A 25789-nucleotide genomic window follows, 5' to 3' on the forward strand; every position below is an offset into this window, starting at 1 on the left:
TCATCCGATACCACTGCGGCCTGTGATGGACCGCATACTTGAGGCTCCTTCGTTCGAGCCGATCGCGTGCCCGACCACGTGTCTCGCAGCGCCCTGCCCGCCCTCGCCCGGCAGTGCTTCATCGCGTTTCTGGCGTATGCCGCACCCGCCGACGCGCAGCAACGCTGGCATTGGCCCGGTGCCGCAAACACGGCTGCGAGCTCGCCATCAGTCGCAGCGGCACGGACGGCGCCCGCATCGCCCGGCACCGGCCCCTCATTGCAACTGGAATGGCAGGCGCCGGCCTACCTGGCCTGGGTCAGCAACCCGCTGGCCGGGCCCGCACAGGTGCAGCTGAGCGCACCGCCCAGCGAGGATTACCGCGCCGTGCCGCAGTTGCCGTTGACGGTGCAACTGGCTGCGCACGAGCGACGCCTGCTCGCCCGGCTGTATCCGGTCAGTAACCAGCGCAGCCTGGGTGGGCTTGGACTCAAGCTCGACCTGGTGCCCGGCGATCCGCAGGCCCGCCCGCAGCAGCAAGTGCGCTACCAGCTCCCGTTCCGCGATGCGCCGGTCCAAGTGGACCAGGGCTTTGGCGGGGCCTTCAGCCATACCGATGCGCCCAACTGGTACGCGGTGGACTTCGCGCTGCCGCAGGGCACGCCGGTGCTGACGGCGCGCGCGGGCACGGTCATGGAGGTGCGGCGCGATGTGAGCGAAGGCGGTCCGCATGACCAGGCCGCCGGCGCCGGCAACCTGGTGCGGGTGCTGCACGCCGACGGCAGCATGGCCATCTATGCCCACCTGGCGCCCGATGGCGTGGCGGTACGCCCAGGCCAGGTGGTGCGCACCGGCGAGCGCCTGGGCACCTCGGGCAGTACCGGCTTCAGCACGGCCCCGCACCTGCATTTTTCGCTCCAGCGCAACGCGGGCATGCGCCTGATCTCGTTGCCATTCCGGATGCTGGGCCCGCAGGGCGAGTTGCAGTTCCCCTCGCCGGCACCGTGAGTGGCGGCGCCCGGGAGCGCCAACCTGCGGCCCGGAGAGCCCCTGACCGGCGCTACAGAGGCCGGCTGCGGCGAAGCCGCTATAATCTCCGGCTTCCTCAGTTTCCGCAGGCGTCCGACCGGGCGCGCTCAGCCCATGTCCGACGTCTCCAACGAAGCCGCGCGCCGCCGCACCTTCGCCATCATTTCCCACCCCGATGCGGGCAAGACCACGCTGACCGAAAAGCTGCTGCTGTTCGGCGGTGCGATCCAGATGGCAGGCTCGGTGAAGGGCCGCAAGGCCGCCCGTCACGCCACCTCGGACTGGATGGCGCTGGAAAAGGAACGCGGCATCTCGGTCACCTCCTCGGTGATGCAGTTCCCGTACGAGGGCAAGATCGTCAACCTGCTCGACACCCCCGGCCACGCTGACTTCGGCGAGGACACCTATCGGGTGCTGACCGCGGTGGACTCGGCGCTGATGGTCATCGACGTCGCCAAGGGCGTGGAAGAACGCACCATCAAGCTGATGGAGGTCTGCCGCCTGCGCGACACCCCCATCATGACCTTCATCAACAAGCTCGATCGCGAGGGCAAGAACCCGATCGATCTGCTGGATGAAGTCGAGACCGTGCTCGGCATCCAGTGCGCGCCGGTGACTTGGCCGATCGGCATGGGCCAGCGCCTGAAGGGCGTGGTGCACCTGATCACCGGCGAGGTGCACCTGTACGAACAGGGCCGCAACTTCACCCGCCAGGATTCGACCATCTTCCCGTCGCTGGATGCGCCCGGCCTTGCCGAAAAGATCGGCGCGCAGATGCTGGCCGAGCTGCGCGACGAGCTGGAACTGGTGCAGGGTGCCAGCAATCCATTCGATCTGGACGCCTATCGCGCCGGCCAGCAGACCCCGGTGTTCTTCGGCTCGGGCGTCAACAACTTCGGCGTGCAACCGCTGCTGGATTTCTTCGTCGAACACGCACCGCCGCCGCAGGCGCGCGACACCACCGGCCGCCGGGTCGAGGCGACCGAAGCCAAGCTCAGCGGCTTCGTCTTCAAGATCCAGGCCAACATGGACCCGCAGCATCGCGACCGCGTGGCCTTCATGCGCGTGTGCTCGGGCAAGTTCACCGCCGGCATGAAGGCCCTGCATGTGCGCAGCGGCAAGGACGTCAAGCTGGCCAACGCGCTGACCTTCATGGCCTCCGACCGCGAAATCGCCGCCGAAGCCTGGCCGGGCGACGTGATCGGTATCCACAACCACGGCACCATCTCCATCGGCGACACCTTCACCGAAGGCGAATCGCTGTCGTTCACCGGCATTCCCAACTTCGCACCTGAGCTTTTCCGGCGTGCACGCCTGCGCGACCCGCTCAAGCTCAAGCAACTGCAAAAGGGCCTGGCGCAGCTGTCCGAGGAAGGCGCCACGCAGTTCTTCCGGCCGTTGATGAGCAACGATCTGATCCTCGGCGCGGTAGGCGTGCTGCAGTTCGACGTGGTGGCCTACCGGCTCAAGGACGAATACGGCGTGGATGCGATCTTCGAGCCGGTCAGCGTCACCACCGCACGCTGGGTACATTGCGACAACGCCAGGAAGCTGGAGGAGTTCCGCGAGAAAAACGCTGGCAACCTGGGCATCGACGCGGCCGGCCAGCTGGTGTATCTCGCACCGACGCGTGTGAATCTGCAGCTGGCGCAGGAACGTGCGCCGGACGTGCGCTTCTCTGCCACGCGCGAACACGCGCATGCCAAGGCGATCGATTGACCGCGGCTTGAAACGGCACCTGCGACCGCACTTGCCGGCGATGCGAATTGCTCGCAATTGCGGTACCTTTTTGGCATGAACGCAGACGCCTCCCCCTCGACCGACCTGCGCGACGAGATAGCCAGCGCCGTGACCCACGGCCTGGGTGCCATTGCCGCACTGGCCGGTGGCTCGGTGCTGATCACGCTGGCCGCCGTCTATGGCGACGGCTGGCAACTGGCCACCTCGATCGTGTTCAGCGCCACCCTGGTGTTGCTATACGTCGCCTCCACGCTGTTTCATGCCATCCCGCACCCGGGCGCCAAGGCGCGCCTGCAGGTGCTAGATCACTGCGCGATCTATCTGTTGATCGCCGGTACCTACACCCCGTTTACGCTGATCAATCTGCGCGACTCCTGGGGCTGGGGATTGTTCGCCGCGATCTGGACGATCGCCGCCGCCGGAGTGGTCTTCAAGCTGTTCTTCACCGGTCGTTTCCGCCTGCTGTCGACGGTGCTGTATCTGGCGATGGGCTGGCTGATCGTGGTGGCGATCCAGCCCTTGCTGCGCTCGGTCGATACCTGGTCTCTGTGCTGGCTGCTGGCCGGCGGACTCTTCTATACCCTTGGCACGTATTTCTACCAACGCGACACCCAGCGCTATTTCCACGCGATCTGGCACCTGTTCGTACTGGCCGGCAGTGCCTGTCACTTCGTTGCGGTGATTGCGCAGGTGATGTGAGACGCGATCTGCGGTGCGTTCGCGCGCCGTGCACGAGGCATCGCCAACCATGGCCCGCGTGAACAACGTGACCGACACCTCAGCTACACCATCGCCCCCCACCCCACGTCGTCGACGCTGGCTGGTCGGGCTTGCCATCGTCGCTGCCGCCGTGGCGATCTTCGTGCTGCTGTTCCAGTGGAACTGGCTGCGCGGTCCGGTCGAGCGCGTGGTCAGCGCCAAGACCGGTCGCCAGTTCCATCTCGGCTATCTTGACGTGAAGCTGGGCCGCACGACCACCGTGCGCGGCAATCGGCTGAGCCTGGCCAACGCAGCATGGTCCAAGCGCGGGCCGATGGCCGAGCTCAACTCGGCCGAGATCGATGTCGAGTTGTGGCCACTGCTGCGCGGCAAGGTGCGTCTACCGGAAATCCGCCTGGATCACCCAACCCTCTTGCTGGAAGCCGGCGACGACACCCATCCCGGCAACTGGGTATTCGATCAGGACAGTGGCGATGGCACCATGCCGCGCCTTGGCCGCCTGCTGGTGAACAACGGGCGCCTGCAGTACATCGATGCAGCCAATCGCTCGAACGTGGATGTAGCGATCAACAGCCTCGCACCACCGAGCAGCGACCAACGTGCAGCGCCGATCGGCATCGACGGCAAGGGCCGCTGGAAGGGCTATCCCTTTACGCTCAAGGGCAATACTGCCTCGCCGCTGGAACTGAGCCAGAGCGAGCACCCATTCCGCATCGATCTGCGCGGCAGCGCCGGCGCCACCCGCACCCACGTGCGCGGCACCTTGACCAACCCGTTCCAGTTCCAGGTCTTCGATCTGCAAATGGCGCTCAGCGGCCAGGACATGCAGGACCTGTATCCGCTGACCGGCGTGGCCATGCCGTCGACGCCGCCATACAAGCTAGACGGTCATTTGCGCCGCAACGGCCAGCTCTGGCGCTACGAAAAGTTCACCGGTACCGCCGGCGACAGCGATCTGTCGGGCACTGCAGAAGTGGACCTGCGCAACAAGCGTCCGTTCCTGCGTGCCGATCTGGCGTCCAAACGCCTGGACTTCGACGACCTGGCGGGCTTCGTCGGCGCACCACCGAAGACCGGCGCGGACGAGTCGGCAAATGCCGAACAGAAAAAACAGGCGGCACAGCTCGCGGCCAGTGCACGCGTGCTCCCCAGCACCCCGTACGACTTGTCGAAGCTACGCGCGATGGATGCGCAGGTACGCTGGCGCGCGCAGCGCATCAATGCGCCATCGTGGCCGCTGGACGACATGGATGCCTCGCTGACATTGAAGGACGGCTTGCTGCAGCTGGACCCGCTGAACTTCGGCGTTGCCGGTGGCGATATCCGCTCCATCATCCGCATGGATGCGCGCAACGAGGTGATCACCACGCACCTCAAGGCAGGTCTTCGCGGCATCCGGCTGGATCAACTCTTCCCCGATACCGCCCTCGCCAAGCAGGCCTCGGGTGCCATCGGTGGCGAATTCGATTTGCGTGGACGCGGCAACTCGATCGGCGCGATGCTCGGTACCGCCGACGGCACGATCGGCGTGGGCATGGGCCGCGGCCATGTCGGCAATCTGATCATGGAGCTGGCCGGGCTGGATATCGCCGAGTCGCTCAAGTATCTGGTCACCAAGGACCGCCAGATTCCGGTGCGCTGCATCTTCGGCGACTTCGGCGTACAGGACGGCCTGATGCAATCGCGTGCGCTGGCCTTCGACAGCACCGACACCATCATCATTGGCGAAGGCAGCATCAGCTTGAAGGACGAAACGCTGGACCTGCTGCTGCGCCCACGCCCGAAAGACCGCAGCATCCTGAGCCTGCGCTCGCCATTGCGGATTGGCGGCAGCTTCAAGGACCCGACCTTCCGTCCGGACTTCAAGGCATTGGGTCTGCGCGGCGCGCTTGCGGTCGGCCTGGGCATGATCGCTCCACCCGCCGCCTTGCTCGCAACCTTCGAACCGGGCCCCGGCAAGGACAGCGACTGCGGCGGCAAGTTTGCAAAGTAAGTGCACTACAGCACTTTGGGCCGCCAGCAGACCTGTCCAGCGCTGTAGCGATGTTGGCAAGGTGTCGATCACACGCAAGTGCATTGACGGATGCAGTGACCCCAAAACTGCAGTAATGGCCAGGATCGAAAGGAACTGATCAAACCACAGTCCTCGAACGACTGCGCGGCCTGCACTGCTTGCACCATGCAGACCGACCTTCTCGACGGGTCCTTGCCCGCCCACCGTCGCGGGACCTTACGCGGCATGGATGCCGCGTAAGAGCCTACAAGGACGTACTTGCGGCGTGTCCTGCGATGGTGGGCGGGCAAGGGCCTTGCAGCAAACTCACAGCGTCGAGGACACCGCACCAGAGAGTTTGCTGACTGTTTTATCGAGAGCGATGCACCCCGACCATCTCAACTGACCCTTGCGACCAGGCCGCAGATCGAACGCTCCAAAGCTGATCTATCTGCTCGCCACACTTCTCGAGCTATGTCGATCAACAGCGTTCAGGACAAGACGCAGGGAACGTCGCCGGGACGGCCCTAGCTGGCGATGTAACGCTGCAACTGATCGATATCGCGCTGCTGGTTTTCGATCACCGCCTTGACCAGATCGCCGATGGAAATCACGCCCTGCACGCGGCCGTTGTCGACCACCGGCAGATGCCGGAAGCGTCCATCGGTCATCAACTGCATGCAGCGCTCCACCGTGTCCGACGGCGACACTGTCACCACCTGAGTACTCATGATGTCGGCAACGCTGGTGGTCGATGAGGCGCGATCGCGCAGCACCACCTTGCGCGCGTAATCGCGCTCGGACACGATGCCGACCAGGCGTGGCCCGTCCATCACCAACACCGCGCCGATGCCTTTGTCGGCCATCAGGCGGATCGCCTCGATCACTGCAGCGTCTGCCGCTACCGCGAATACCTCAACCTGTTTGGTCCCCAATAGCTGTCGTACGGTCTGCATGGCCCGCTCCGCGCTTGATCTGGTGGTCGCAGCCTACTCCCACCGCGCCGCGGTGGGTATCGACCAGATACAGCGGACGCTGCTTGGCCTCGTCGTACAAGCGGCCCAGGTATTCACCGATCAGGCCCAGGGCGATCAGCTGGATGCCGCCCAGGAACAGGATCACCGACATCATGGTCGGCCAGCCGGCCACCGGGTCGCCCATCAGCGCCGCCTTGATCACCACCCAGCCACCGAACAGGAATGCCACCAGCGCGGTGAGCAAGCCCAGATAGGTCGCCACGCGCAGCGGCACGGTGGAAAAGCTGGTGATGCCATCCAGCGCGAAGTTCCACAGCCGCCACACGGTGAATTTGCTGCGTCCCGACAGCCGTGGCGCACGCCGGTACGGCAATGCCACCTGGCGAAACCCGACCCAACCGAACAGCCCCTTCATGAAACGGTGGCGCTCGCGCAGCTGCTGCAAGGCTTCTACCACCCGCGGCGACAACAGCCTGAAATCCCCCGTGTCGGCCGGAATCGGCGTGCGCGACAACTGCCGGATCACCCGGTAGAACGCATGCGCCGCACTGCGCTTCAGCCAGCTCTCGCCCTCGCGAAAAATCCGCGTGCCGAAGATGTTGTCGTAACCGGCGCGCCACAGCGCAACGAACTCGGGGATCAACTCCGGCGGGTCCTGTCCATCGGCATCGAGCAGCACCACCGCACCGGGCAGCACATGGTCCAGGCCTGCAGAAATCGCGACCTCCTTGCCGAAGTTACGCGACAGCCGCACCGCACTCACCTGCGCATCGGCATCGGCAAGTGCCTGCAACACGCTCCAGGTGCCATCGCTGCTACCATCGTCGACATACAGCACATGCGTCTGCACCCCACTCAGGCCCGCCAGCACTGCGCACAGGCGCGGGTGCAGCTGTGGAATGCTGGTCTCCTCGTTATAGGCTGCAATCACCACCGTCAGGCGGTCTCCTGCCACCGGCAGCTGCACGGGTCCGGACGTGCGCATGCTCACGGCGCCTGCAGATACGCAGGGCCACCCAGCTGGCGCGCCTGCCGCTGGATCCATGCCGTCCGCCGTTGCACATAGGCGCCGGGCCGACGCGCGTCATAACGGCGTGGCGAGGGCAGCACCGCCGCCAGGCGCGCCGACTCGGTCGGTGACAACCCGGCCGCATCCTTCCCCCAGAACTGCCGGGCAGCGGCCTGCGCGCCATACACCCCGTCACCGAACTCGGCCACGTTGAGATACATCTCCAGAATGCGCTGCTTCGGCCACAGCAACTCGATCAGCACCGTGTACCAGGCCTCCAAGCCCTTGCGTACCCAACTGCGGCCCTGCCACAGGAACACGTTCTTGGCGACCTGCTGACTGATCGTGCTGGCCCCGCGCACGCGCCCACCGCGCGCATTGTGATCGCGCGCCTTTTCGATCGCCTGCAGGTCGAAGCCGTGATGCACCGGAAACTGCTGATCCTCCGCAGCCACCACCGAAATCGGCAGGCTGGCGGCGATCCCATCGTAGTCGCGCCATTGCTGGTGCAGCGAAAAATCCCAATCGCCCTCGCCCCAGGCTTCCAGATAGCGCCCGACCATCATGCTGCTGATCGGCGGATCGACCACCCGCAGCACCAGCACCTGCAGCACGCTCGCGGCGGCAAACAGCAGCGGCGCTGCCAACAGCCAACGCAGCCAGCGACCCGCGCGCCGCGGTGGCGCCACCTGCTTGCCATCCAATGCATCCGTCCCCATTGTTCGCTACGACCTTTCATCCCGATGCTCGTTGCATTATCCGGCAACCGGCGTCCCTTACGTCCGATGTTCCCATGACCGATCACGATCAGCTTTCCCGTTTCCTGCTGCCTGCTGCCGGCGTGCGCGGCGTCCATGTCCGCCTGACCCAGGCCTGGCACGACATCCAGGGGGCCGCCGACTACCCGCCCGCCGCACGCCAGTTGCTCGGCGAGGCGGCGGTGGCCGCCGCCCTGTTCACCGGCCACACCAAGGTCGACGGGCGTCTGTCGGTGCAGCTGCGCGGCAACCAGACGCTGCGCACCCTGTTCGCCGAATGCACCGCGGCCGGCACCTTGCGCGGCATCGTGCAGCTGGCCGACGGCGCCGATGCGCCCGCCGACCTGCGCGAACTGGGCGAGGCCGCGCTGCTGGCCATCACCATCGAGAATCCCGGCCTGGACCCGCGCGAACCGCAGCGCTACCAGAGCTTGGTCGGCATGCAGGCGCCGGATCTGGCCGAAGCGTTCGAAACTTATTTCCAGCAGTCCGAGCAACTGCCGACCCGCCTGCTGCTGGCCGCCGGCCCGGATCAGGCCGCTGGCTTGTTGCTGCAAAAGCTGCCCGGCGACGAGGGCGACACCGATGGCTGGACCCGCATCGGCGCGCTGTTCGACACTCTCGGCGCACCGGAATTGCTCTCGGTCGCCAGCGAGGACCTGCTGCACCGGTTGTTCCACGAGGAAGACACCCAATTGCTGGGCAGCAAGCCGCTCAGCTTCGGCTGCTCCTGCTCGCGCGAGCGGGTCGCCTCGATGCTGCAGTCTCTGGGCGAAGACGAGGCCCGCGCCGCTGCCGAGGCAACCGGCGAGGTCGAGGTCCGCTGCGAGTTCTGTGGGCGTGAGTATCACTTTCCGTTGACCGCACTGGACGTACTTTTCAGCGAGGCGCGCCCCCTGCAGGAGGCGCCGGAACGGTTGCAGTAGAAAGGTTTGACAGGTGCGATCCGGGGATCGTGAGTACTTGTTAAATAATCATAAACACCCTAGCATTCCGACTGCCCGCTTCCGGGAACTTAACAACTGCCGCTGGGTCTGAACTCTGGTATGCGACACCTACTGCGCCTTCCGCTTGCTCTGATGGTTGCCCTTGCGGCGGCTACGGGTGTGCATGCGCAGTCGACCCAGCAGGTGCGTGAAAGCACCATCCTGCCGGTGTGGAACAAGGGCAGCGGCAAGGTCGAAGCCTTTCTGTACCTGGAGCCCACCGGCGAGCAGAGGGCCGGTGCACGCTGGCACTTCGGCCGCAACTCGCTGGACGCGGCGTTCGGCCTGACCTCCGGCGATTCGCTGGGCTTGATCTGCAACAGCAGCCGCGGCACCAACATCAACGGACTCGCCAGCCACTGCCTGCTCGCAGGCATCGGCGATGACGAAGAAGACAGCGCCGCCGCATCGCGCCGCGTGTCGGCAACCCTGGGCTTCAACCGTGGCGGCGCACGCGCCGGCGTCACTGCCGGTACCGGCCGCGATACCCTGCCGGCCTGGTTGATCGGCGCCGGCAAGGCACCGCTGACCCGCGTCGAACAGAACGACCTGACCGTGTTCGGGCAGAAGAACATCGGCCGCGAAGGCTTCGTTTCGATCGGCGGCACCTATGCGCGCGCGCGCCTGGTACCGCTGGCCGACGTTTCGCCGGCGATCGCCGACCAGTGGGACAGCAAGACCCTGAGCGTCGGAGGCGGCTACGGTGCCTTCAGCGCCAACGTCATCGGCCGCGTCGTCGACGTCCCCGGCCAGCCGGAAAAGTGGGAAGGTCTGGGCCTGGGTCTGACCTGGCGCACCCCCTGGAGCGGCCAGCTGACCGTCGGCGCAGAGAACGTCATCTCCCGCGGCAAGAACCCGTTTGCGCCGAGCAACGAGAGCAACAGCGACGGCACGATCCCGTACGTTCGGTATGAGCAAGACCTCTAAGTAATTGATTTTAAATTATTTTACCTGGCGCCACCGGCTTGCAGCCGGTGGCGTTTTGCGTTCCAGCACCCGGCCTGCGGCAGCCTTTCACGTCTTTCTTCTTTTTCGTTAACGGGACTTTAATTTCTCGCATAACGCATATACCATCGGTTCACCCTGACGTTTTGGATCCGCTTCTTTCGGACCCCCGACAGGCAAACAACCCTTGGCAGTACCCAAGATCACTTGGAGAGAGAGCTAATGAATTGCAAGTCCAACAAGCTGCGCGATGCAGTCGTCCTCGCGCTTGTCGTGGGCGTCGGCGGTACCGGTACCGCCATCGCTCAGGAAGCCGGCACCACCAACCTCGACAAGATCGAAGTGACCGGTTCGCGCATCAAGAGCGCAGACGTTGAAACGTCGCAGCCCGTTCTGACGCTGACCCGTCAGGACATCGACAAGCAGGGCGTCACCTCTGTTGCCGATGTGTTGCAGCGCGTGGCAGCCAACGGCGCGGCGCTGAACCGCACCTTCAATAACGGCGGCGACGGCAGCTCAGGCATCGCGCTGCGCAACCTCGGCAGCGCACGTACCCTGGTGCTGGTCAACGGCCGCCGCTGGACCACGGGTCTGGACGGCAGCGTCGACCTCAACACCATTCCGACTGCGATGGTTGAGCGCATCGACATCCTGAAGGATGGCGCGTCGACGATTTACGGCTCCGATGCCATTGCCGGCGTGGTGAATATCATCACCCGCAAGAACTTCGACGGTGCCGAGGCAGGCGTCAACGTTGGCCAGTACAGCGATGGCGATGGCCAGCGCCAGGCCTACGACTTCACGATCGGCACCACCACCGATCGCGCAAGCCTGCTGCTGGGCGCTTCGTACGTGCAGGAAGAGTCCGTCATGGCGGGCGATCGGCAGATCTCCGCTGGCGGTCCTCCGTTCTTCAGCGGCCAGAGCGGCACCGGATTTCCGGGTTCGTATGTGCGCAACGGTGCACGCCGCATCCTGATCAATGGCGTCGAAACGCCTTACGTGGCCAATGTCCACGGTTACAACACCGCGCCGGACAACTACCTGCTGACCCCGCAGGAACGCACCTCGCTGTTCGCTCAAGGTACTTTCAACTTCACCGACAACGTGACGTTCCGCACCGAGGCGATGTACAACGAGCGCAAGTCGGAGCAGTTGCTGGCGGCAATGCCGGTCACCGGCCTGACCTTGAGCGCCGACAGCCTCTACAACCCCTTCGACCAGAACCTGACCAGCGTCAACCGCCGCTTTATCGAAACCGGTGGCCGCTCGTTCAATCAGAACGTCAAGAACTGGCACTTCTACGGTGGCCTGGAAGGTTTCTTCGAATTTGCCGACCACAGCTTCGACTGGGATGTGGGCTATCGCTACGACAAGTCCGATCAGAACGATCTGACCTACGGCCTGTTCAACCTTGCCAACCTCAACAACGCCTACGGCCCCTCCGAGCTGCGTGGCGGCGTGCCGGTCTGCGTCACCGCACCCGGTGGCGATGTGATTCCCGGATGCGTCCCGGTCAATCCGCTGGGCCCGCGCGGCTCGATCAGCCAGGCGGCGCTGGATTACACCGGTTTCACCGCGCACGACTCGTCCTCGGTTGAATCCAAGGGCTACACCGCAAATCTCAGCGGCGACATCGTCGACCTGCCGGCTGGCCCGCTGGCCTTCGCGGCCGGCTACGAATACCGCAAGGAAAGCGGCCAGTTCGATCCGGACGCCTTCATTGCGGCGGGCCTCAGCACCGGCAACGGCGCACGCCCGACTGCAGGCTCCTACAGCCTGGACGAGTTCTATCTGGAACTGTCGGTCCCGGTGCTGGCCGATCTGCCGGGCGCCCAGCTGCTGGACTTCAGCCTCGCGACGCGTTACTCGGACTACAGCAACTTCGGCGACACCGTGAACAACAAGTTCGGCTTCCGCTGGAAGCCCATTCAGGACTTGATGATCCGCGGCAACTACAGCGAAGGCTTCCGCGCGCCCAGCATCAACAACCTGTTTGCCGGTAACGCCGACTCGTTCGAAACCTACGCCGATCCCTGCTCGATCCAGGCTGGTCAGCTCAGCAACCCGGTCGTGGCACAGAACTGCACCGCAGCCGGCGTGCCTGCCAATTTTGTGCAGCCCGGTGCAGGCACCGGCGCCAAGCAGACGCTGGAGCCGTTCACCTACACCTCCAACGAGCAGTTGCAGCCGGAAACCTCGACCAGCCGCACCCTGGGCCTGGTGTTCAGCCCCAGCTTCGCGCAGGGCTTGAATGTCACCTTGGACTGGTGGCAGATCGAGATCGAAAACGCGATCACGCGTCCGGCAGCACAGTTCATCCTCGACAAGTGCTACGGCGGCAGTGCCGGCGAACAGGCTCAGTACTGCGCGCTTGTCACGCGTGATCCGACCTACGCCGATGGCGCCTACACCATCACCAACATCAACATGCCGCTGTTGAATCTGGCGTCGTACAAGGTGGAAGGCTGGGATCTGGGTATCAACTACCGCTTGCCGGAGACGGCGTTCGGCCAGTTCACCATCAGCTGGGATTCGACCTACCTGTCGAGCTGGGAAACCAAGGCGACTGCCGATTCCGAACTGGAGCAGTTCCAGGGCCGTTACCTGAATCAGGATCCGTACTGGCGCATTCGTTCCAATCTTTATGTCGATTGGTCCCTCGGCGATTTCGGCATCAACTGGGGCATTCGCTACAAGTCCGGCATGGAAGAAGTCTGCCCGCTGTCTGCAGCGCTGGCCCAGGCGTATTGCTCGGAGCCTGATCGCGTCACCGCCGACGGCGCATCGCCGCGTAACCACATCGGCGCGACGACGTATCACGACATCCAGGTGCGTTACAACACGCCTTGGAATGCAACCGTGTCGGTCGGCCTGAACAACGCGTTCGACAAGGATCCGCCGGTCGCGTACAGCACGTCCTACAACATGTTCGATCCGCAATACGATCTGCCGGGCCGCTACATGTACATGCAGTACCGCCAGCGCTTCTGATAGAGCCTGCGGCGTAAAACAACTACGGCCCCGAATGGGGCCGTAGTTGCGTCTGGAGTTTAAAAACCGGGAACCGGACGCGGCATCCAACGCGTGCCGGTCACCCCGGAATCAAGGTCTGGATCACATGCTCGACATAGGCCTCGAAGTCTTCGCGGGCCTGCTTGGGTTGCTGCAGTTGCAGCGAGAGCTGCAGGAAACCGACGTAGGCAGCGTAGGCCAGCCGGGCGCGGTGCTGGGCATCGGTGCGGCTCAGGCCGGCCTGGCGGAACGAGGCGATCAGGTAGTCGAGACGGCGCTGCGAGACGCGGTCGATGACCGGGCGCACGGCCGGGTGATCGAGTGCCTTGAGCAGTTCGCTGTAGATGACGTGCGGCTTGACTTCGTGCGCGACCAGTTGAAACAGCGCGCGCAGGCGTGCGCTGGGGTCGGGCACGTCCTCCAGGCTGCCGAATACTTCCTTCTGTTCGAAGATTTCCCAGCGTTCCAGGGCTGCCTGCAGCAAGGCATCGCGCGAGGGAAAATGCCAGTAGAAGCTGCCCTTGGTCACCCCGAGACGGCGTGCCAGTGGCTCCACCGCGACGGCACCCACCCCTTGTTCGGCGATCAGGTCCAGTGCGGCCTGCGCCCAATCGTCCGCGCTGAGGCGGTTGCCGCGACCGGACGTGGCGCGGGGCGTGGTGAGGCTTGGGTCGGTGATGTCATTCATTGCCGCGATTTAACCATACGCTTGAGTCAGTTGCAGTATGCATCACAAAAAGGACACACAACTGCCACGATTCAATGGCTTAACCGTCCATACCAAGGAGTATTGACAGCGACCCAGACAGATCCATACCATGAGGTATGGTCACCTCTTCTCCTAGCCTCGCCCACCGTGTGTCCACCATGCGCATTGACGCTGGCGAGACATCGCTTGCGGTGTCGGTGCGGGGCGCGGACCACACGCCGACGGTGTTGCTGGCACATGGCTTTGGACAAACCCGGCACGCGTGGGAAAGCACTGCGGTCCAACTGGCCGAAGCTGGCTACCGGGCGCTGGCCTACGATGCGCGCGGCCATGGCGATTCCGGTTTCAACGACGCAGACCTGCCCTACTCGGCCACGCAGTTCACCGATGACCTGATCGTGCTGGCAGGCGAGCAGGCCGAGCCACCGGTGCTGGTTGCCGCATCGATGGGCGGCTTGTTCGGCCTGCTTGCCGAGGCGCGCTGGCCAGGTCTGTTTCGCGCGATCGTGCTGGTCGACATCACGCCGCGCTGGGATACCGCGGGCGTGGAGCGCATCCTGCGTTTCATGACCGCACATCCGGATGGCTTCGCATCGCTGGATGCCGCCGCCGATGCGATTGCCGCCTATTTGCCACAGCGCCCACGCAAGACGGCCGAGCAGTTGCAGGCCTTGCTGAGGCAGCGCGCAGACGGGCGCTGGCACTGGCACTGGGATCCGCGGCTGGTCGATGAACTGGCGGGACAGGATCCGCACGCACAACAACAGACCTTGCTGGACGCCGCCGCGCGGACGCGTTGCCCGATGTTGCTGATCAGCGGTGGTCGCAGCGACCTGGTCACTCCGGACACCATCAAGGAATTCCTGTCGATCGCGCCGCATGCGCAGCACGTGCATCTGCCCGATGCCACGCACATGCTGGCCGGCGACGACAACACCACGTTTACCGCAACCGTGTTGCATTATCTGGACGCACTGCCCCCGGTTGGCACCATCGCAGCGTCCAACATTACCGAGCATGTCACTGGAGCAAGACCATGAGCATCGTTGCACCGTTCCTCCTCGTCATCCTGGCGGCGGGCATCGCTGCCTATCACCGCATGCGCCTTGCCACCTGGGTCGCGCTGAGCGCCTGTGTGCTGGTGGCCTGCTGGTTGCTGGGTGCCAATCTCACCGCAACCATCGTCGCTGCCGTGCTGGTGGTGCTGGTTTCCGCACCGGTGCTGTTGCCGTTCCTGCGCAAGCCGCTGCTGACCACGCCACTGATGGGCTTCTTCCGCAAGGTGCTGCCGCCGCTGTCGCAGACCGAGCGCATCGCGCTGGAAACGGGTTCGGTGGGCTTTGAAGGCGAACTGTTCACCGGCGACCCGGATTGGCAGAAGCTGCTCAACTATCCCAAGCCGCAACTGAGCGCCGAAGAGCAGGCCTTCCTAGATGGCCCGGTCGAAGAGCTGTGCAGGATGGTCAACGACTGGGAGATCACCCACGTCCACGCCGACCTGCCGCCGGAGCTGTGGGAATACATCAAGAAGAACAAGTTCTTCGGCATGATCATTCCCAAGCAATACGGCGGGCTGGGCTTCAGTGCGCTGGCGCATCACAAGGTGATCCAGAAGCTGTCCTCGATCTCCAGCGTGGTCAGCTCCACCGTCGGCGTGCCCAACTCGCTCGGGCCGGGCGAGCTGCTGCTGCATTACGGCACGCCGGAACAGAAGGATTACTACCTGCCGCGCCTGGCGGTCGGCGCAGAAGTGCCGTGTTTCGGCCTGACCGGTCCGTTCGCCGGTTCCGATGCGACCTCGATCCCCGACTACGGCATCGTCTGCAAGGGCGAGTGGAATGGCGCCAACGTGCTTGGCGTCAAGCTGACCTTCGACAAGCGCTACATCACCCTGGCGCCGGTGGCCTCGCTGATCGGCCTGGCATTCCGCGCCTACGATCCGGATGGCCTGATCGGCGACAAGAAGGACATCGGCATCACCCTGGCCCTGTTGCCGCGCGAGACCCCCGGCGTGGAAATCGGCCGTCGCCATTTCCCGCTCAATTCGCCGTTCCAGAATGGCCCGATCCACGGCGAGGAAGTGTTCATCCCGCTGAGCCAGCTGATCGGCGGCGTGGAGATGGTCGGTAAGGGCTGGAACATGCTCAACGAGTGCCTGGCGGTGGGCCGTTCGATCACCCTGCCCTCCACGGCCAGCGGTGGCAGCAAGTATGCCGCCGTGGTCACCGGCGCGTATGCGCGTATTCGCAAGCAGTTCGGCCTGTCGGTCGGACGCTTCGAGGGCGTCGAAGAAGCGCTCGCGCGGATCGGCGGCAAGGCCTATGCCATCAGCGCGTTGTCGCAGGCCACCGCTGCGGCGGTGGACCGTGGCGATGTGCCATCGGTGCCGTCGGCGATCGCCAAGTATCACTGCACCACCATGGGCCGCGAAGTGGTCAGCGACATGATGGATGTGATCGGCGGCAAGGGCATCATCCTGGGGCCGCGCAACTTCGCCGGCCGTGCCTGGCAGGCGGCACCGATCGGCGTGACCGTGGAAGGCGCCAACATCATGACCCGCAGCCTGCTGATCTTCGGGCAGGGCGCAATCCTGTGCCATCCGTGGGTGATGAAGGAAATGCAGGCGGCGCAGGATCCGGACACGCGTCGTGGCCTGGAAGAGTTCGACCAGAGTCTGTTTGGGCATATCCGCTTCGGCATCTCCAATGCGGTGCGTTCGTTCTGGTTCGGGCTGACCGGTGCGCGCATCGGGGCAGCGCCGGGCGATGCGTACACGCGGCGCTTCTTCCGCAAGCTGGATCGTTATTCCGCCAACCTGGCGCTGATGGCCGACGTGTCGATGCTGATGCTCGGCGGCAAGCTCAAGTTCAAGGAATCGCTGTCCGGACGTCTGGGCGACGTGCTGAGCCACATCTACCTGACCAGCGCGATGCTCAAGCGCTATCACGACGAAGGCGCGCCGGCGACCGATCAGCCGCTGCTGGCCTGGGCGTTCCATGACAGCGTGCACAAGATCGAAACCGCGCTGTCTGCGGCGCTGCGCAACTTCCCGATCCGTCCGGTGGGCTGGCTGATGTGGGTGCTGATCTTCCCGCTGGGCCGTCGTGCCGAAGCACCGGGCGACCGGCTGGGACACCGCGTGGCATCGATCCTGATGACGCCGAACGAAGCGCGCGACCGTCTGGGCCAGGGCGTGTTTCTGACCCCCTGCGCCAACAATCCGGGCGGACGTATCGCCAGCTATCTGGCCAAGGCCGTGCTGGCCGAGCCGGTGGAGCGCAAGTTCCTCAAGGCGCTCAAGACCAAGGGCATCGAAGCGCTGGATTTCACCGCGCAGCTGGACGAAGCCGTGGCCGAAGGCGTGATCACCGGCGACGAGCGCAGGCAGCTGGAAGAGTTGCGCGAGATGATGATGGACACCATCACCGTGGACGATTTCGACCCGCACGAACTGCGTGCGGCTAGCTACTACGACAAGCCGCAGGCCCAGCAGCCGCGCGAAGCGGCGTAGGTCTCAGGCCGAGGTGACAAGCAGACAGCGGCGGGCTTCGGCCCGCCGTTGTCGTTTGTGGAGACTGGCTGTGGTGGAGGACGAGCATTCGCAACTGCGCTGCCTGCCGTCAGCGTCTTCGACCAGTTCCCAGCAACTGCAATCCGGTGGACACCTGGTAGGAGCGGGCTTGCCCGCGATGAAGCTCTACCGGTAACGCCTCATCGCGGGCAGGCCCGCTCCTACAGGAAGCGAGCACACGGCCTCAGCGCGGCAACCACAGCAACGCCAGGGCAATCAGCGCGGGCAAGGCCTGCACGAAAAAAATGCGGCGGTTGACGCTGTAGGCGCCATAGCAGCCTGCCACGACGACACAGCCCAGAAAGAAGCTCAGCACATCCGCGCGTGCCTGCAACGCGCCCCAGAACAGGCCCGCTGCCAGGAAGCCGTTGTACAAGCCCTGATTGGCCGCGAGCACGCGTGTGGCTTGCGCCTTCTCGGGAGTATTGCGGAAGGTCTTCAGGCCCAGCGGCCGCGTCCACAACGCCATCTCCAAGACCAGAATGTAGACGTGCAGCAGAGCGACGCACAGGCCGGCAACGATGGCGAACAGGGACATGGCGGATCGACGTGATGGATGTGGCGACCAGCATAGCTGCGATTGCGGCCCTGCTGCTCGGAACAGGCGACGGAACCCGGCGCGCCGGCAAGAGACGGGGGATGTGCAGGACCTGCATGCATGATCGGAGCGTCGCGATTGCGGACATCGGCGGCGTGTCCTGCAATGGTCTGATCTATCTGCTCGCCACACTCTCCCAAAGGCAAAAGCGGCTAGTCCAGACAGCGGCATCGCTAATGCATGTCATGCCCTGCTTGCCAGTGCACACCGACCATCTCGGTCCTTGCTCGCTCACCGTCTCGGGACCTTATGCGGCATGGATGCCGCGTATGAGCCTACACGGACGTACTTGCGGCGTGTCCCGCGAGGGTGGGCGGGCAAGGGCGCTGCAACCAGGCCATTTGTTGACCGCTCCTAGTCGGAGACCTGATTGCCAGTCTCCGCATCGCGCTCTGCGGGCAGTTTGCGCGCCTCGCGCAGCAGGCCGAACGCGCCCAGGGTCATGCCCGATGCCACCAGCAGACCGACGCCGAACACCGCGCTGGAGCCGAATGCCGACACCAGCTTGTGCACCCAGACGAAGGTGAGATCGCCACCGCGGTAGATCACGGTGTCGATCGCCGCGCCGGCCTTGTAACGCCATTCCCGATCCACCCGCGTGTACAAGGTCTCGCGCGCCGGCTTGGCCAGTGCGAACTCGCTGGAGCGGGTGATCACCTGCACGATCGCAAGCATCATCGGCAGCGGCGAGGCCGTCAGCACGGCATAGCCCAGCGTGATCGCCACGCCCGGAATCAGCAGCGCCGGTGCGATGCCGAAACGCGACAGCAGCGCGCGCGTCACCAGCAGCTGCAACACCAGGGTAAGCGCGTTGATCGCCAGGTCGATGCTGGCGTAATAGGCGGTGGCCGCCGCTGCGTCCGTGTAGAGCCGGCGTACCAGCGCTGCCTGCTCGTTGTAGAGCAAGGTGCCGACGCCCACGCCGAACAGCACCATGAAAGCCAACCAGCGCAGCAACGGCTCGCGCACGATCAGCTTGAGCCCGCCCAGCACATCGCCGCCCATTGGCACCTCGCCGGAGCCCAGCTGTCGCTCCTGCTCGCGCGCAACCGCCCACAGGCGTAGACGCAGCACGCACACCACGCACACGGTCAGAAACCCGGCCGACACCAGCATCAGATGCGCGATGCCGATGCGCTCGACCAGCGTGCGGGTGAGGATCGGCCCGAGAAACGCGCCCAGCGTGCCGGCCGCACCGATGTAACCGTAGTAGCTGCGCGCTTCGGCATTGCTGAAGACGTCGGCCATGAAGCTCCAGAACACCGCCACCGCAAACAGGTTGAAGACGGTCACCCACAGGAAGAACGCCAGGCCGCGCCCAGGCACGCCGCTGTCGAATAATACGTAGAACAGCAACAGGGTCGCGATGAAGAAGCCATACACCGCCGGCAGGAACACCCGGCGCGGGTAGCGACTGACCAGCGCGCCGTAGACCGGCTGCAGCAACACCATGATCAGGAAGGTGCAGGTAAACAGCACCTGCAGGGTGAAATCCTTGAGCGGTATGCCGTGCGTGGCAAAGAAGGCGATCATGCCGGTGGGGAAAATCGCTTCCACATCCGCCGACGCACTCATCGCCTCGCGCACCGGGCGCAGCACGTAGTAGCCGCTGAGCAGGCAGAAGAAATACAGGAACGACCACGCCAGCGGCGGCGAGCTGCGCAATGCCACGCTCAGACGGCCAGCCGCAGAGCGCGGCGAAGACAGGCTGGTCATCGGGTAAGGCTCGCTCGCATCGACGAGCGCGACAGCAGGGACATGGCAGCGGCAACACCCGCGAAACAAGCGCGCAAGTTAGCCGATGCCGCGCTGCATCACCAGCAGCAGCGGGCGGCACCGACTAAATCGATTGACTGCGGAGACGGCACGCCGCTTGCAGCTGTCTCCGCACGGGCTCCCGATTGCGTTGCAGAGGGTCCTGGCAGTTCGATTTATGAACCTAAAATCATCAATAGGATCAACACGATGCCCATTCATCTTCCGGCAGTTTGTGCTATTGCAAAGCGCGGCGCTAGAATCGTCGGAGGCAGTGGAACAGGCGGGACAACCATGACTCAAATGCGCAGGCGCCGACGGTTCCGACCGTTGGCCATCGGGCTGCTCGGGGCGTTATTGCCTCTGGCCCTCTCTTCCACCGCGCAGACACCCGCGCCGGCTGCTTCTGCGCTGCAGCCGGCCACCGTCGTGCAGTCGCCCACCGCCCCGCTGCAATACCGCGCGTCGCTTCCGGCCAGCCAGGTGCTGGCCCCGGCGGCCGGGTTCGATGTGGCCGCGTTCGAATCGATGGCCAACCAGTTGACCTACGGCAATCGCCTGCCCGGCATGGCGATGGCGATCGTGCAGGGCGGCAAGGTGCTGAGCGCGCGCGGCTATGGTGTCACCGACGTCAATCACCCGCAGCCGGTCGACGCGCATACCGTGTTCCGTCTGGCATCGCTGTCCAAGGCCTTCGCCGGCACCATGGCCGGGTTGCTGGTCAACGACGGCGTGCTGCGTTGGGACAGCAAGGTAGTGGACTACGTGCCTGGGTTCCAGCTCAGCAATGACGTCGCCACCCGGCAGCTCACCGTCGCCGAGGTGCTGAGCCACCGCGTCGGGCTGACCCGCAACGCCTACGACAACGATATCGAATCCAACGTCGACTACTACTCGCTCAGCCACAAGCTTGCCGCCGCACCGCTGCGCTGCGCGCCCGGCGATTGCTATGCGTACCAGAACGTGGCCTTCAGCCTGGTCGGCGATGTGGTGTTCGCTGCGTCCGGCAGCTTCTACGAGCAGTCGGTGGAGCGCCGCATCTTCAAGCCGCTGGGCATGAACGATGCGAGCATGGGTCTGGCCGGTATCCAGGCCAGCCCGCGCTGGGCGCGCCCGCATGTGCGCAGCCGCAATGGCTGGGTGTCGTTGACGCCCAAGCCGACCTACTACCGTCTGGCCCCCGCTGCCGGCGTCAATGCCAGCGCCAGCGACATGGCGCAGTGGCTGCTCGCGCACACCGGCCACCGCACCGACGTGCTGCCTGCGCCGCTGCTGGCGACGCTGCACGCGCCGCTGATCTCCACGCCTGGGGAGATGCGCTCGGGTTGGCGCCACGAGCGTGTTGACGCTGCCAGCTACGCGCTGGGTTGGCGCGTGTTCGACTACGCCGGCCATCAGGTCGTCTTCCATGCCGGCGCAGTGCAAGGCTATCGCGGCCTGGTCGCGTTGCTGCCCGAACGTGATCTCGGCATCGCGATCATGTGGAACGGCGAGAGCGGCCTGCCCTCCGGCATGCTGCCCACCATTCTGGATCGGGCGCTGGGTCTGCCCGCCAAGCGTTGGCTGGATATCGATGTGGATGGCGACTTCGGCAGCGAGAACATGCTGGCCGAGCGCCCCGATCCTGCCGGCAAGGGCGCCTCGTCGGGCAAGTCGGTGGCATCGCCGCGCTGAGTTGGCGTTGCGGCGACCTCGCACACAGGCGGCTTCGGCCGCCTGTGTCGTTTCCGGCCTGCAGAATCGAGTCGGGCGTGTCGACATCGGTGGCCGGAAGCCGGGCATCGCTCCATGCCATGCGATGACGATCATGGCAGGCGCAGGTCTGAGTCACCTTGTCGAGTAAGCGCGTCAGACCTGACTGAAAAGCGAGAGCGTGGCTGCCCACGATGCGGCCCAATGCATCTACTCCCGCTTGGCACGACCAACACACCGCACCGCTAGGCCAATCGATGGCGGCACGACCGATCGGGACAGACGATGGTCAGTTGGGCGGGCGGCGCAGCGGCCCAGCCCACTGCTAGCGTTGGACCGGAGAAAGCGGGTGGCGGGTGGCAAGCGGCGATAGTGTGGCGATAGCCACAACGTCCCGGCCTGACATCCCGTCACGCACAGCGCAACGCATCCAGCGGCGATAGCTTCGGCTGCCTGCGTGCGACCGGGACTTCCTCGATCACGGACGCCCTGGGCACGTCAATAAAAAAGCTCCCTCCCCGCTGGGCGTCGGGGAGAGAGCTCGATGTTTACGGCGATCGGGTGGTGCAGATCAGATCAGCGGCGCCGGGGTTGCGGGCAGCGCGACCGGAGCGGCCTTCTTCTTGCGAACGGCCGGCTTCTTTTTGGCGACCTTCTTCACAGCAGGCTTCTTGGCGGTAGTCTTCTTGGTGGCGGACTTCTTGGTCGCCTTCTTGGCAACTGCCTTCTTGGCGGTCTTCTTTACCGCTTTCTTGGCGGTCTTCTTGACGGCCTTCTTGGCGGCGGTCTTCTTGGTCGCCTTCTTTGCAGTCTTCTTCACTGCCTTCTTGGCGGCAGTCTTCTTGGTTGCCTTCTTTGCAGTCTTCTTCACTGCCTTCTTGGCGGTTGCCTTCTTTGCAGTCTTCTTGACGGCCTTCTTGGCAGCAGTCTTCTTCACTGCCTTCTTGGCGGTTGCCTTTTTGGCGACCTTCTTGACTGCCTTCTTGGCGGCAGTCTTCTTCACTGCCTTCTTGGCAGTGGGTTTCTTTTTCGCAGCTTTTGCAGTGGCCATGTAATTGGCTCCTCGTCAGTGAACTATGGAGGTGAAACGCCCAGTTGAAGCAAACCCCGCAACGGCACGCCGTCGTCGGGAACCGTCCGCAGGTAATGCGCGACGGGACGGATACAGAAACACCCGCATCGAACAGCGACGCGGGTGCGTGATCGGAGCGACTGCTGCTTTTTCGGAGAGAAGCGGACCCAACTCCACCGTGGATAGCGCTTCGGTGGACTTAGGGAACAAGCGTGTCGGCTTGATGTCGATTCTGCTCACTCTCTTTCGCAGCAACGTCTGCTGGGCGAAACCTAATCACGCTTTTTTTTACTGTCAACACTCTTTTGCATTTTTTTTTCAACGCCTCGTCGCGGCGCGTCCCGTCGAGCGTGTCCAAAGACGCCGTGCGATGGCGCGCGCCGCTGACCTTGGCATGCAGCGGCGCAACGACGTTTTCAAAAAAGCACTTCTTTTGTGCTGTTTTTTTTTTGCGATGCAGACGCGCACGCTGTTGCCCACTGCACCGACGTAGCAGCGCACGCCTGCTCGCCGCAGTGCGCGCCGCCTGTCCGCCAGCTGAAAATTTTTTATCGACCAAGCTTGCCCAAGGCCTCGCACAAGCAAAAATGCGCAAACTTATTGCGCGTTTTTCGACCCATGCGTGCATCCGCGTGCACTGCCAACGGCATCCGTTGCGCACCGTGTCCAAGGTTGGATGCAGGCGACGCTGCAAATATTTTTCACCGGCTGCACGCCATCTCCTCACGACCGGCTCACGTCGGAAATCCGACACCACGACGATCGCAACGCAGTCGACGATGTCGCGCGCGCATGCCGCTGGCGAGTGCACGGTCGTCGAACATCGGCAAAGGCTTCGACTGCGAGCGACAGCCGGCACCGGCCGGACGCGTGCAGCGCGGCAGGACGCACGCCATCGGCAGGCGGGATCGGCGCGCGGCCATCGCCACGCAGACAAAAAAATGGCCGCTCCAACGAGCGGCCATCCGGGTGTGCGACGGGCGAGGCGCGGTCAGTGCGCGTCGTCTTCCAGCAGCTCGGCGTAGTCGTCCGGCGACAGCAGGTCGTTGAGCTCTTCCTTGTCGTCGAGTTCGACCACGAAGATCCAGCCTTCGCCGTAGGCGTCTTCGTTGATGGTTTCCGGCTTGTCGCTGAGTGCGCCGTTGACCTCGACGACGGTGCCGCTGACCGGGCTGTAGACGTCGGAGGCGGCCTTGACCGACTCCACCACCGCCGCGCCGGTACCGACCTGCACGGTGTCGCCGACGCCGGGCAGTTCGACGTAGACCAAGTCGCCCAGCAAGCCCTGCGCGTGGTCGGAGATGCCGACGGTCACGCGGCCGCTGCTTTCGACGCGGGCCCACTCGTGGGATTTGAGGAACTTGAGGTCGCCAGGGATCTCGCTCATGGGTGTGCTCCGGGGAAACTGTTGGGTTGGGGACAGGTGGCTAGTTTAGACCGCACGACAACACAGGTGCACGCGCGTGTCGGCCGGTGGGTGGCGATGGATGTCGCACGCTGCCGGACGTTTGCACGCCCGGCAGAGGTCTGACTCATTCGCCGAGGACGCCAGGCTGCGCCTGGCCGTCGCGCACGAACGGAAACTTCACCGCGCGCAACGGCACCTGCTTGCCACGGATGTCCACGCGCAGCGCGTCGATGCTGCCGGCCGGCACGCGCGCGAACGCGATCGCCTTGCCGAGCGTGGGCGAGAAGGTGCCGGACAGGATCTCGCCTTCGCCGCTGGCGCTAAGCACGGTCTGGCCATGCCGCAGCACGCCCTTCTCGTCCATCACCACACCGATCAGCTGACGCGGTGCGCCCTGCGCCTTTTGCGACTCGAGCACGGCGCGACCGATGAAGTCGCGGCCGTCGTCCAGGGCGATCGTCCAGGCCAGCGCGGCCTCGTACGGACTGACCGTGTCGTCCATGTCCTGGCCGTAGAGATTCATGCCGGCTTCCAGACGCAAGGTGTCGCGTGCGCCCAGACCGGCCGGCTTGACGCCCTGCGCGAGCAGCGCGTTCCAGAACGCCACTGCTGCCTCCTGCGGCAACACGATTTCGAAACCGTCTTCGCCGGTGTAGCCGGTGCGCGCAAGGAACAGTTCCACGCCATCGCGCGAACGCGTCTGCAGCGCAGCGAAACGGCCGAGCTTGCTCGCCGCTACGGTATCGGCCGGATCCACCAGTTCGATCACCTTGGCGCGCGCGTTGGGCCCTTGCACGGCGATCATCGCAAAGTCGCCGCGCTCTTCCACGCGCACCTGGAAGGCTGCGGCCTGTTCGCCGATCCACTGCAGGTCCTTTTCGCGGGTGGCGGCGTTGACCACCAGGCGGAAGAAGTCCTCGCGCAGGAAGTAGACGATCAGATCATCGATCACCCCGCCCTGCGGGTTGAGCATGCAGGTGTACAGCGCCTTGCCGGAGACCTTGAGCTTGTCCACCGAGTTGGCCAGCAGGTAGCGCAGGAACTCGCGCACGCGTGCACCGTGCAGGTCGACCACGGTCATGTGGCTGACATCGAACATGCCGGCGTCGCGACGCACGTGGTGGTGCTCGTCCAGCTGCGAGCCGTAATGGATCGGCATGTCCCAACCGCCGAAGTCGACCATCTTGGCGCCGAGCGCACGATGGGTGTCGTTGAGGATGGTCTTCTGGGTCATGCGCACCGGTCCAAGGGAAAGAGGACCATTATCGCCGCCTGGCCGTGCCTGGGGAAACGGCGCAGGCGATGCGGCAACGCGCCGCCGACACCTGGACCTGGCCGCGCTCTATCGCGCCGCGCTGCAGCATCGCTGCATGGGCACGACGCGTGCCCTGCCCGATCAACCGGCCGCCTGCACCTGCAAGGTCATGCCATCGACACCGACGATGCGCACCGGCGTGCCGGCCGGAAGGTCCGGGCCGCTGACCACCCAGAACGCGTCGTCGACCTTGGCACGGCCGCGTCCCTCCCGGATCGCCTGGTCGAGCACCACGCAGCGACCGATCAACTGCTCGGCACGTCGGTTGAGCAGGGGCCGATCACTCTGCCGGCCCTTGCCGCGGAACCAGCTGCGATACACCTGCACCGAGACGAAACTCAGCAGCACGAAGGCGACGATCTGCAGCAGCAGCGACATGCCCGGCAACGCGAGCACCAGCACGCACACCGCTGCGGCGGCAATGCCCATCCACAGCAGGAACGCGCCGGGCACCAGCGTCTCGGCAGCAATCAACAGCAACGCCAGTACCGCCCAGGCCACCACGTCCCAATGCATGG

21 protein-coding genes are annotated in these 25789 nt (G+C 64.7%); 11 read left to right on the plus strand and 10 right to left on the minus strand.

From position 1 onward, the window contains the following. Nucleotides 1-66 precede the first annotated feature (66 nt). The 4 genes from ACCQ04_RS14680 to ACCQ04_RS14695 all read left to right on the plus strand — a co-directional run bounded on the left by ACCQ04_RS14680 (nucleotide 67) and on the right by ACCQ04_RS14695 (nucleotide 5461). Nucleotides 67-987 carry a M23 family metallopeptidase gene (locus ACCQ04_RS14680; RefSeq protein WP_226427269.1) on the plus strand — a complete coding sequence of 307 codons (921 nt, stop codon included), beginning with the start codon at nucleotides 67-69 and terminating at the stop codon, nucleotides 985-987. A 135-nt stretch (nucleotides 988-1122) separates the two neighbouring features. Beyond that, nucleotides 1123-2727 (plus strand): peptide chain release factor 3, encoded by a 1605-nt coding sequence (locus ACCQ04_RS14685; protein ID WP_046343732.1) that lies wholly within the window; start codon nucleotides 1123-1125, stop codon nucleotides 2725-2727. A gap of 75 nt (nucleotides 2728-2802) precedes the next feature. After that, on the plus strand, nucleotides 2803-3447 hold the full coding sequence (trhA, locus tag ACCQ04_RS14690; RefSeq protein WP_024939244.1) for a PAQR family membrane homeostasis protein TrhA: 645 nt from the start codon (nucleotides 2803-2805) through the stop codon (nucleotides 3445-3447). A gap of 49 nt (nucleotides 3448-3496) precedes the next feature. Beyond that, a complete protein-coding gene (locus ACCQ04_RS14695; RefSeq protein ID WP_226427270.1) occupies nucleotides 3497-5461 on the plus strand; it encodes an AsmA family protein in 1965 nt (654 codons plus the stop codon). A gap of 527 nt (nucleotides 5462-5988) precedes the next feature. Here the strand turns inward: ACCQ04_RS14695 and ACCQ04_RS14700 are convergent. The 3 genes from ACCQ04_RS14700 to mtgA are packed head-to-tail and all read right to left on the minus strand — an operon-like array spanning nucleotide 5989 to nucleotide 8166. Further along, entirely contained in the window at nucleotides 5989-6417 is a 429-nt protein-coding gene (locus ACCQ04_RS14700; RefSeq protein ID WP_065032624.1) for a CBS domain-containing protein, read from the minus strand. Continuing rightward, on the minus strand, nucleotides 6377-7423 hold the full coding sequence (locus ACCQ04_RS14705; RefSeq protein ID WP_226427271.1) for a glycosyltransferase family 2 protein: 1047 nt from the start codon (nucleotides 7421-7423) through the stop codon (nucleotides 6377-6379). Before ACCQ04_RS14705 ends, ACCQ04_RS14700 begins: the two co-directional genes overlap by 41 nt. Before the next feature lie 2 nt (nucleotides 7424-7425). After that, nucleotides 7426-8166 carry a monofunctional biosynthetic peptidoglycan transglycosylase gene (gene mtgA, locus ACCQ04_RS14710; protein ID WP_167709324.1) on the minus strand — a complete coding sequence of 247 codons (741 nt, stop codon included), beginning with the start codon at nucleotides 8164-8166 and terminating at the stop codon, nucleotides 7426-7428. 74 nt (nucleotides 8167-8240) lie between these two features. On the opposite strand from mtgA, the gene hslO reads away from it, so the two are divergent. From hslO to ACCQ04_RS14725, 3 genes are all read left to right on the plus strand, one after another. After that, nucleotides 8241-9131 carry an Hsp33 family molecular chaperone HslO gene (gene hslO / locus ACCQ04_RS14715; RefSeq protein WP_024939249.1) on the plus strand — a complete coding sequence of 297 codons (891 nt, stop codon included), beginning with the start codon at nucleotides 8241-8243 and terminating at the stop codon, nucleotides 9129-9131. 153 nt (nucleotides 9132-9284) lie between these two features. Beyond that, entirely contained in the window at nucleotides 9285-10118 is an 834-nt protein-coding gene (locus ACCQ04_RS14720; RefSeq protein ID WP_024939250.1) for an XOO1806 family protein, read from the plus strand. Between the two features lie 240 nt (nucleotides 10119-10358). Then, nucleotides 10359-13130 (plus strand): TonB-dependent receptor, encoded by a 2772-nt coding sequence (locus ACCQ04_RS14725; protein WP_166770612.1) that lies wholly within the window; start codon nucleotides 10359-10361, stop codon nucleotides 13128-13130. A 100-nt stretch (nucleotides 13131-13230) separates the two neighbouring features. On the opposite strand, the gene ACCQ04_RS14730 is transcribed toward ACCQ04_RS14725, so the two are convergent. Next, complete coding sequence (locus ACCQ04_RS14730; RefSeq protein WP_016902764.1) at nucleotides 13231-13839, minus strand: TetR/AcrR family transcriptional regulator; 609 nt, start codon at nucleotides 13837-13839, stop codon at nucleotides 13231-13233. A gap of 137 nt (nucleotides 13840-13976) precedes the next feature. Here ACCQ04_RS14730 and ACCQ04_RS14735 point away from each other — a divergent pair, with 137 nt between their 5' ends. Continuing rightward, nucleotides 13977-14900 carry an alpha/beta fold hydrolase gene (locus ACCQ04_RS14735; RefSeq protein WP_226427272.1) on the plus strand — a complete coding sequence of 308 codons (924 nt, stop codon included), beginning with the start codon at nucleotides 13977-13979 and terminating at the stop codon, nucleotides 14898-14900. Next, nucleotides 14897-17371 carry an acyl-CoA dehydrogenase gene (locus ACCQ04_RS14740; RefSeq protein ID WP_024939254.1) on the plus strand — a complete coding sequence of 825 codons (2475 nt, stop codon included), beginning with the start codon at nucleotides 14897-14899 and terminating at the stop codon, nucleotides 17369-17371. The genes ACCQ04_RS14735 and ACCQ04_RS14740 overlap by 4 nt, the downstream gene beginning before the upstream one ends. A 244-nt stretch (nucleotides 17372-17615) precedes the next feature. Here the strand turns inward: ACCQ04_RS14740 and ACCQ04_RS14745 are convergent, their stop codons facing one another. Next, nucleotides 17616-17969 carry a DUF1304 domain-containing protein gene (locus ACCQ04_RS14745; RefSeq protein WP_065032627.1) on the minus strand — a complete coding sequence of 118 codons (354 nt, stop codon included), beginning with the start codon at nucleotides 17967-17969 and terminating at the stop codon, nucleotides 17616-17618. Between the two features lie 414 nt (nucleotides 17970-18383). Beyond that, entirely contained in the window at nucleotides 18384-19745 is a 1362-nt protein-coding gene (locus tag ACCQ04_RS14750) for an NTP/NDP exchange transporter (protein ID WP_024939257.1), read from the minus strand. 333 nt (nucleotides 19746-20078) lie between these two features. Between ACCQ04_RS14750 and ACCQ04_RS14755 the strand changes: the two genes are divergently transcribed. Next, on the plus strand, nucleotides 20079-21458 hold the full coding sequence (locus tag ACCQ04_RS14755) for a serine hydrolase domain-containing protein (RefSeq protein ID WP_039813429.1): 1380 nt from the start codon (nucleotides 20079-20081) through the stop codon (nucleotides 21456-21458). 641 nt (nucleotides 21459-22099) lie between these two features. Beyond that, a complete protein-coding gene (locus tag ACCQ04_RS14760; protein ID WP_226427273.1) occupies nucleotides 22100-22531 on the plus strand; it encodes a hypothetical protein in 432 nt (143 codons plus the stop codon). 216 nt (nucleotides 22532-22747) lie between these two features. Here the strand turns inward: ACCQ04_RS14760 and ACCQ04_RS14765 are convergent, their stop codons facing one another. The 4 genes from ACCQ04_RS14765 to ACCQ04_RS14780 form a co-directional block, all read right to left on the minus strand. After that, entirely contained in the window at nucleotides 22748-23359 is a 612-nt protein-coding gene (locus tag ACCQ04_RS14765) for a hypothetical protein (RefSeq protein ID WP_226427274.1), read from the minus strand. Between the two features lie 180 nt (nucleotides 23360-23539). Then, entirely contained in the window at nucleotides 23540-23935 is a 396-nt protein-coding gene (gcvH, locus tag ACCQ04_RS14770) for a glycine cleavage system protein GcvH (RefSeq protein WP_226427275.1), read from the minus strand. A gap of 145 nt (nucleotides 23936-24080) precedes the next feature. Continuing rightward, nucleotides 24081-25190, minus strand: coding sequence for a glycine cleavage system aminomethyltransferase GcvT (gene gcvT / locus ACCQ04_RS14775; RefSeq protein WP_226427276.1), 1110 nt, complete (start codon nucleotides 25188-25190; stop codon nucleotides 24081-24083). A 162-nt stretch (nucleotides 25191-25352) separates the two neighbouring features. Then, entirely contained in the window at nucleotides 25353-25787 is a 435-nt protein-coding gene (locus tag ACCQ04_RS14780) for an NfeD family protein (protein ID WP_226427277.1), read from the minus strand. Between the last annotated feature and the right edge of the window lie 2 nt (nucleotides 25788-25789).

Origin of the sequence: Xanthomonas sp. NCPPB 2866 (assembly GCF_041475745.2) — a bacterium.
Lineage (GTDB): Bacteria > Pseudomonadota > Gammaproteobacteria > Xanthomonadales > Xanthomonadaceae > Xanthomonas > Xanthomonas arboricola.

Excerpts from the sequence above, each read along its gene's own strand:
- ACCQ04_RS14685 (WP_046343732.1), top strand. The coding sequence starts at position 1,123 with ATGTCCGACGTCTCCAACGAAGCCGCGCGCCGCCGCACCTTCGCCATC.
- trhA (WP_024939244.1), top strand. The coding sequence starts at position 2,803 with ATGAACGCAGACGCCTCCCCCTCGACCGACCTGCGCGACGAGATAGCC.
- ACCQ04_RS14695 (WP_226427270.1), top strand. The coding sequence starts at position 3,497 with ATGGCCCGCGTGAACAACGTGACCGACACCTCAGCTACACCATCGCCC.
- ACCQ04_RS14700 (WP_065032624.1), bottom strand. The coding sequence starts at position 6,417 with ATGCAGACCGTACGACAGCTATTGGGGACCAAACAGGTTGAGGTATTC.
- ACCQ04_RS14705 (WP_226427271.1), bottom strand. The coding sequence starts at position 7,423 with ATGCGCACGTCCGGACCCGTGCAGCTGCCGGTGGCAGGAGACCGCCTG.
- mtgA (WP_167709324.1), bottom strand. The coding sequence starts at position 8,166 with ATGGGGACGGATGCATTGGATGGCAAGCAGGTGGCGCCACCGCGGCGC.
- hslO (WP_024939249.1), top strand. The coding sequence starts at position 8,241 with ATGACCGATCACGATCAGCTTTCCCGTTTCCTGCTGCCTGCTGCCGGC.
- ACCQ04_RS14720 (WP_024939250.1), top strand. The coding sequence starts at position 9,285 with ATGGTTGCCCTTGCGGCGGCTACGGGTGTGCATGCGCAGTCGACCCAG.
- ACCQ04_RS14725 (WP_166770612.1), top strand. The coding sequence starts at position 10,359 with ATGAATTGCAAGTCCAACAAGCTGCGCGATGCAGTCGTCCTCGCGCTT.
- ACCQ04_RS14730 (WP_016902764.1), bottom strand. The coding sequence starts at position 13,839 with ATGAATGACATCACCGACCCAAGCCTCACCACGCCCCGCGCCACGTCC.
- ACCQ04_RS14735 (WP_226427272.1), top strand. The coding sequence starts at position 13,977 with ATGGTCACCTCTTCTCCTAGCCTCGCCCACCGTGTGTCCACCATGCGC.
- ACCQ04_RS14740 (WP_024939254.1), top strand. The coding sequence starts at position 14,897 with ATGAGCATCGTTGCACCGTTCCTCCTCGTCATCCTGGCGGCGGGCATC.
- ACCQ04_RS14745 (WP_065032627.1), bottom strand. The coding sequence starts at position 17,969 with ATGTCCCTGTTCGCCATCGTTGCCGGCCTGTGCGTCGCTCTGCTGCAC.
- ACCQ04_RS14750 (WP_024939257.1), bottom strand. The coding sequence starts at position 19,745 with ATGACCAGCCTGTCTTCGCCGCGCTCTGCGGCTGGCCGTCTGAGCGTG.
- ACCQ04_RS14755 (WP_039813429.1), top strand. The coding sequence starts at position 20,079 with ATGACTCAAATGCGCAGGCGCCGACGGTTCCGACCGTTGGCCATCGGG.
- gcvH (WP_226427275.1), bottom strand. The coding sequence starts at position 23,935 with ATGAGCGAGATCCCTGGCGACCTCAAGTTCCTCAAATCCCACGAGTGG.
- gcvT (WP_226427276.1), bottom strand. The coding sequence starts at position 25,190 with ATGACCCAGAAGACCATCCTCAACGACACCCATCGTGCGCTCGGCGCC.
- ACCQ04_RS14780 (WP_226427277.1), bottom strand. The coding sequence starts at position 25,787 with ATGCATTGGGACGTGGTGGCCTGGGCGGTACTGGCGTTGCTGTTGATT.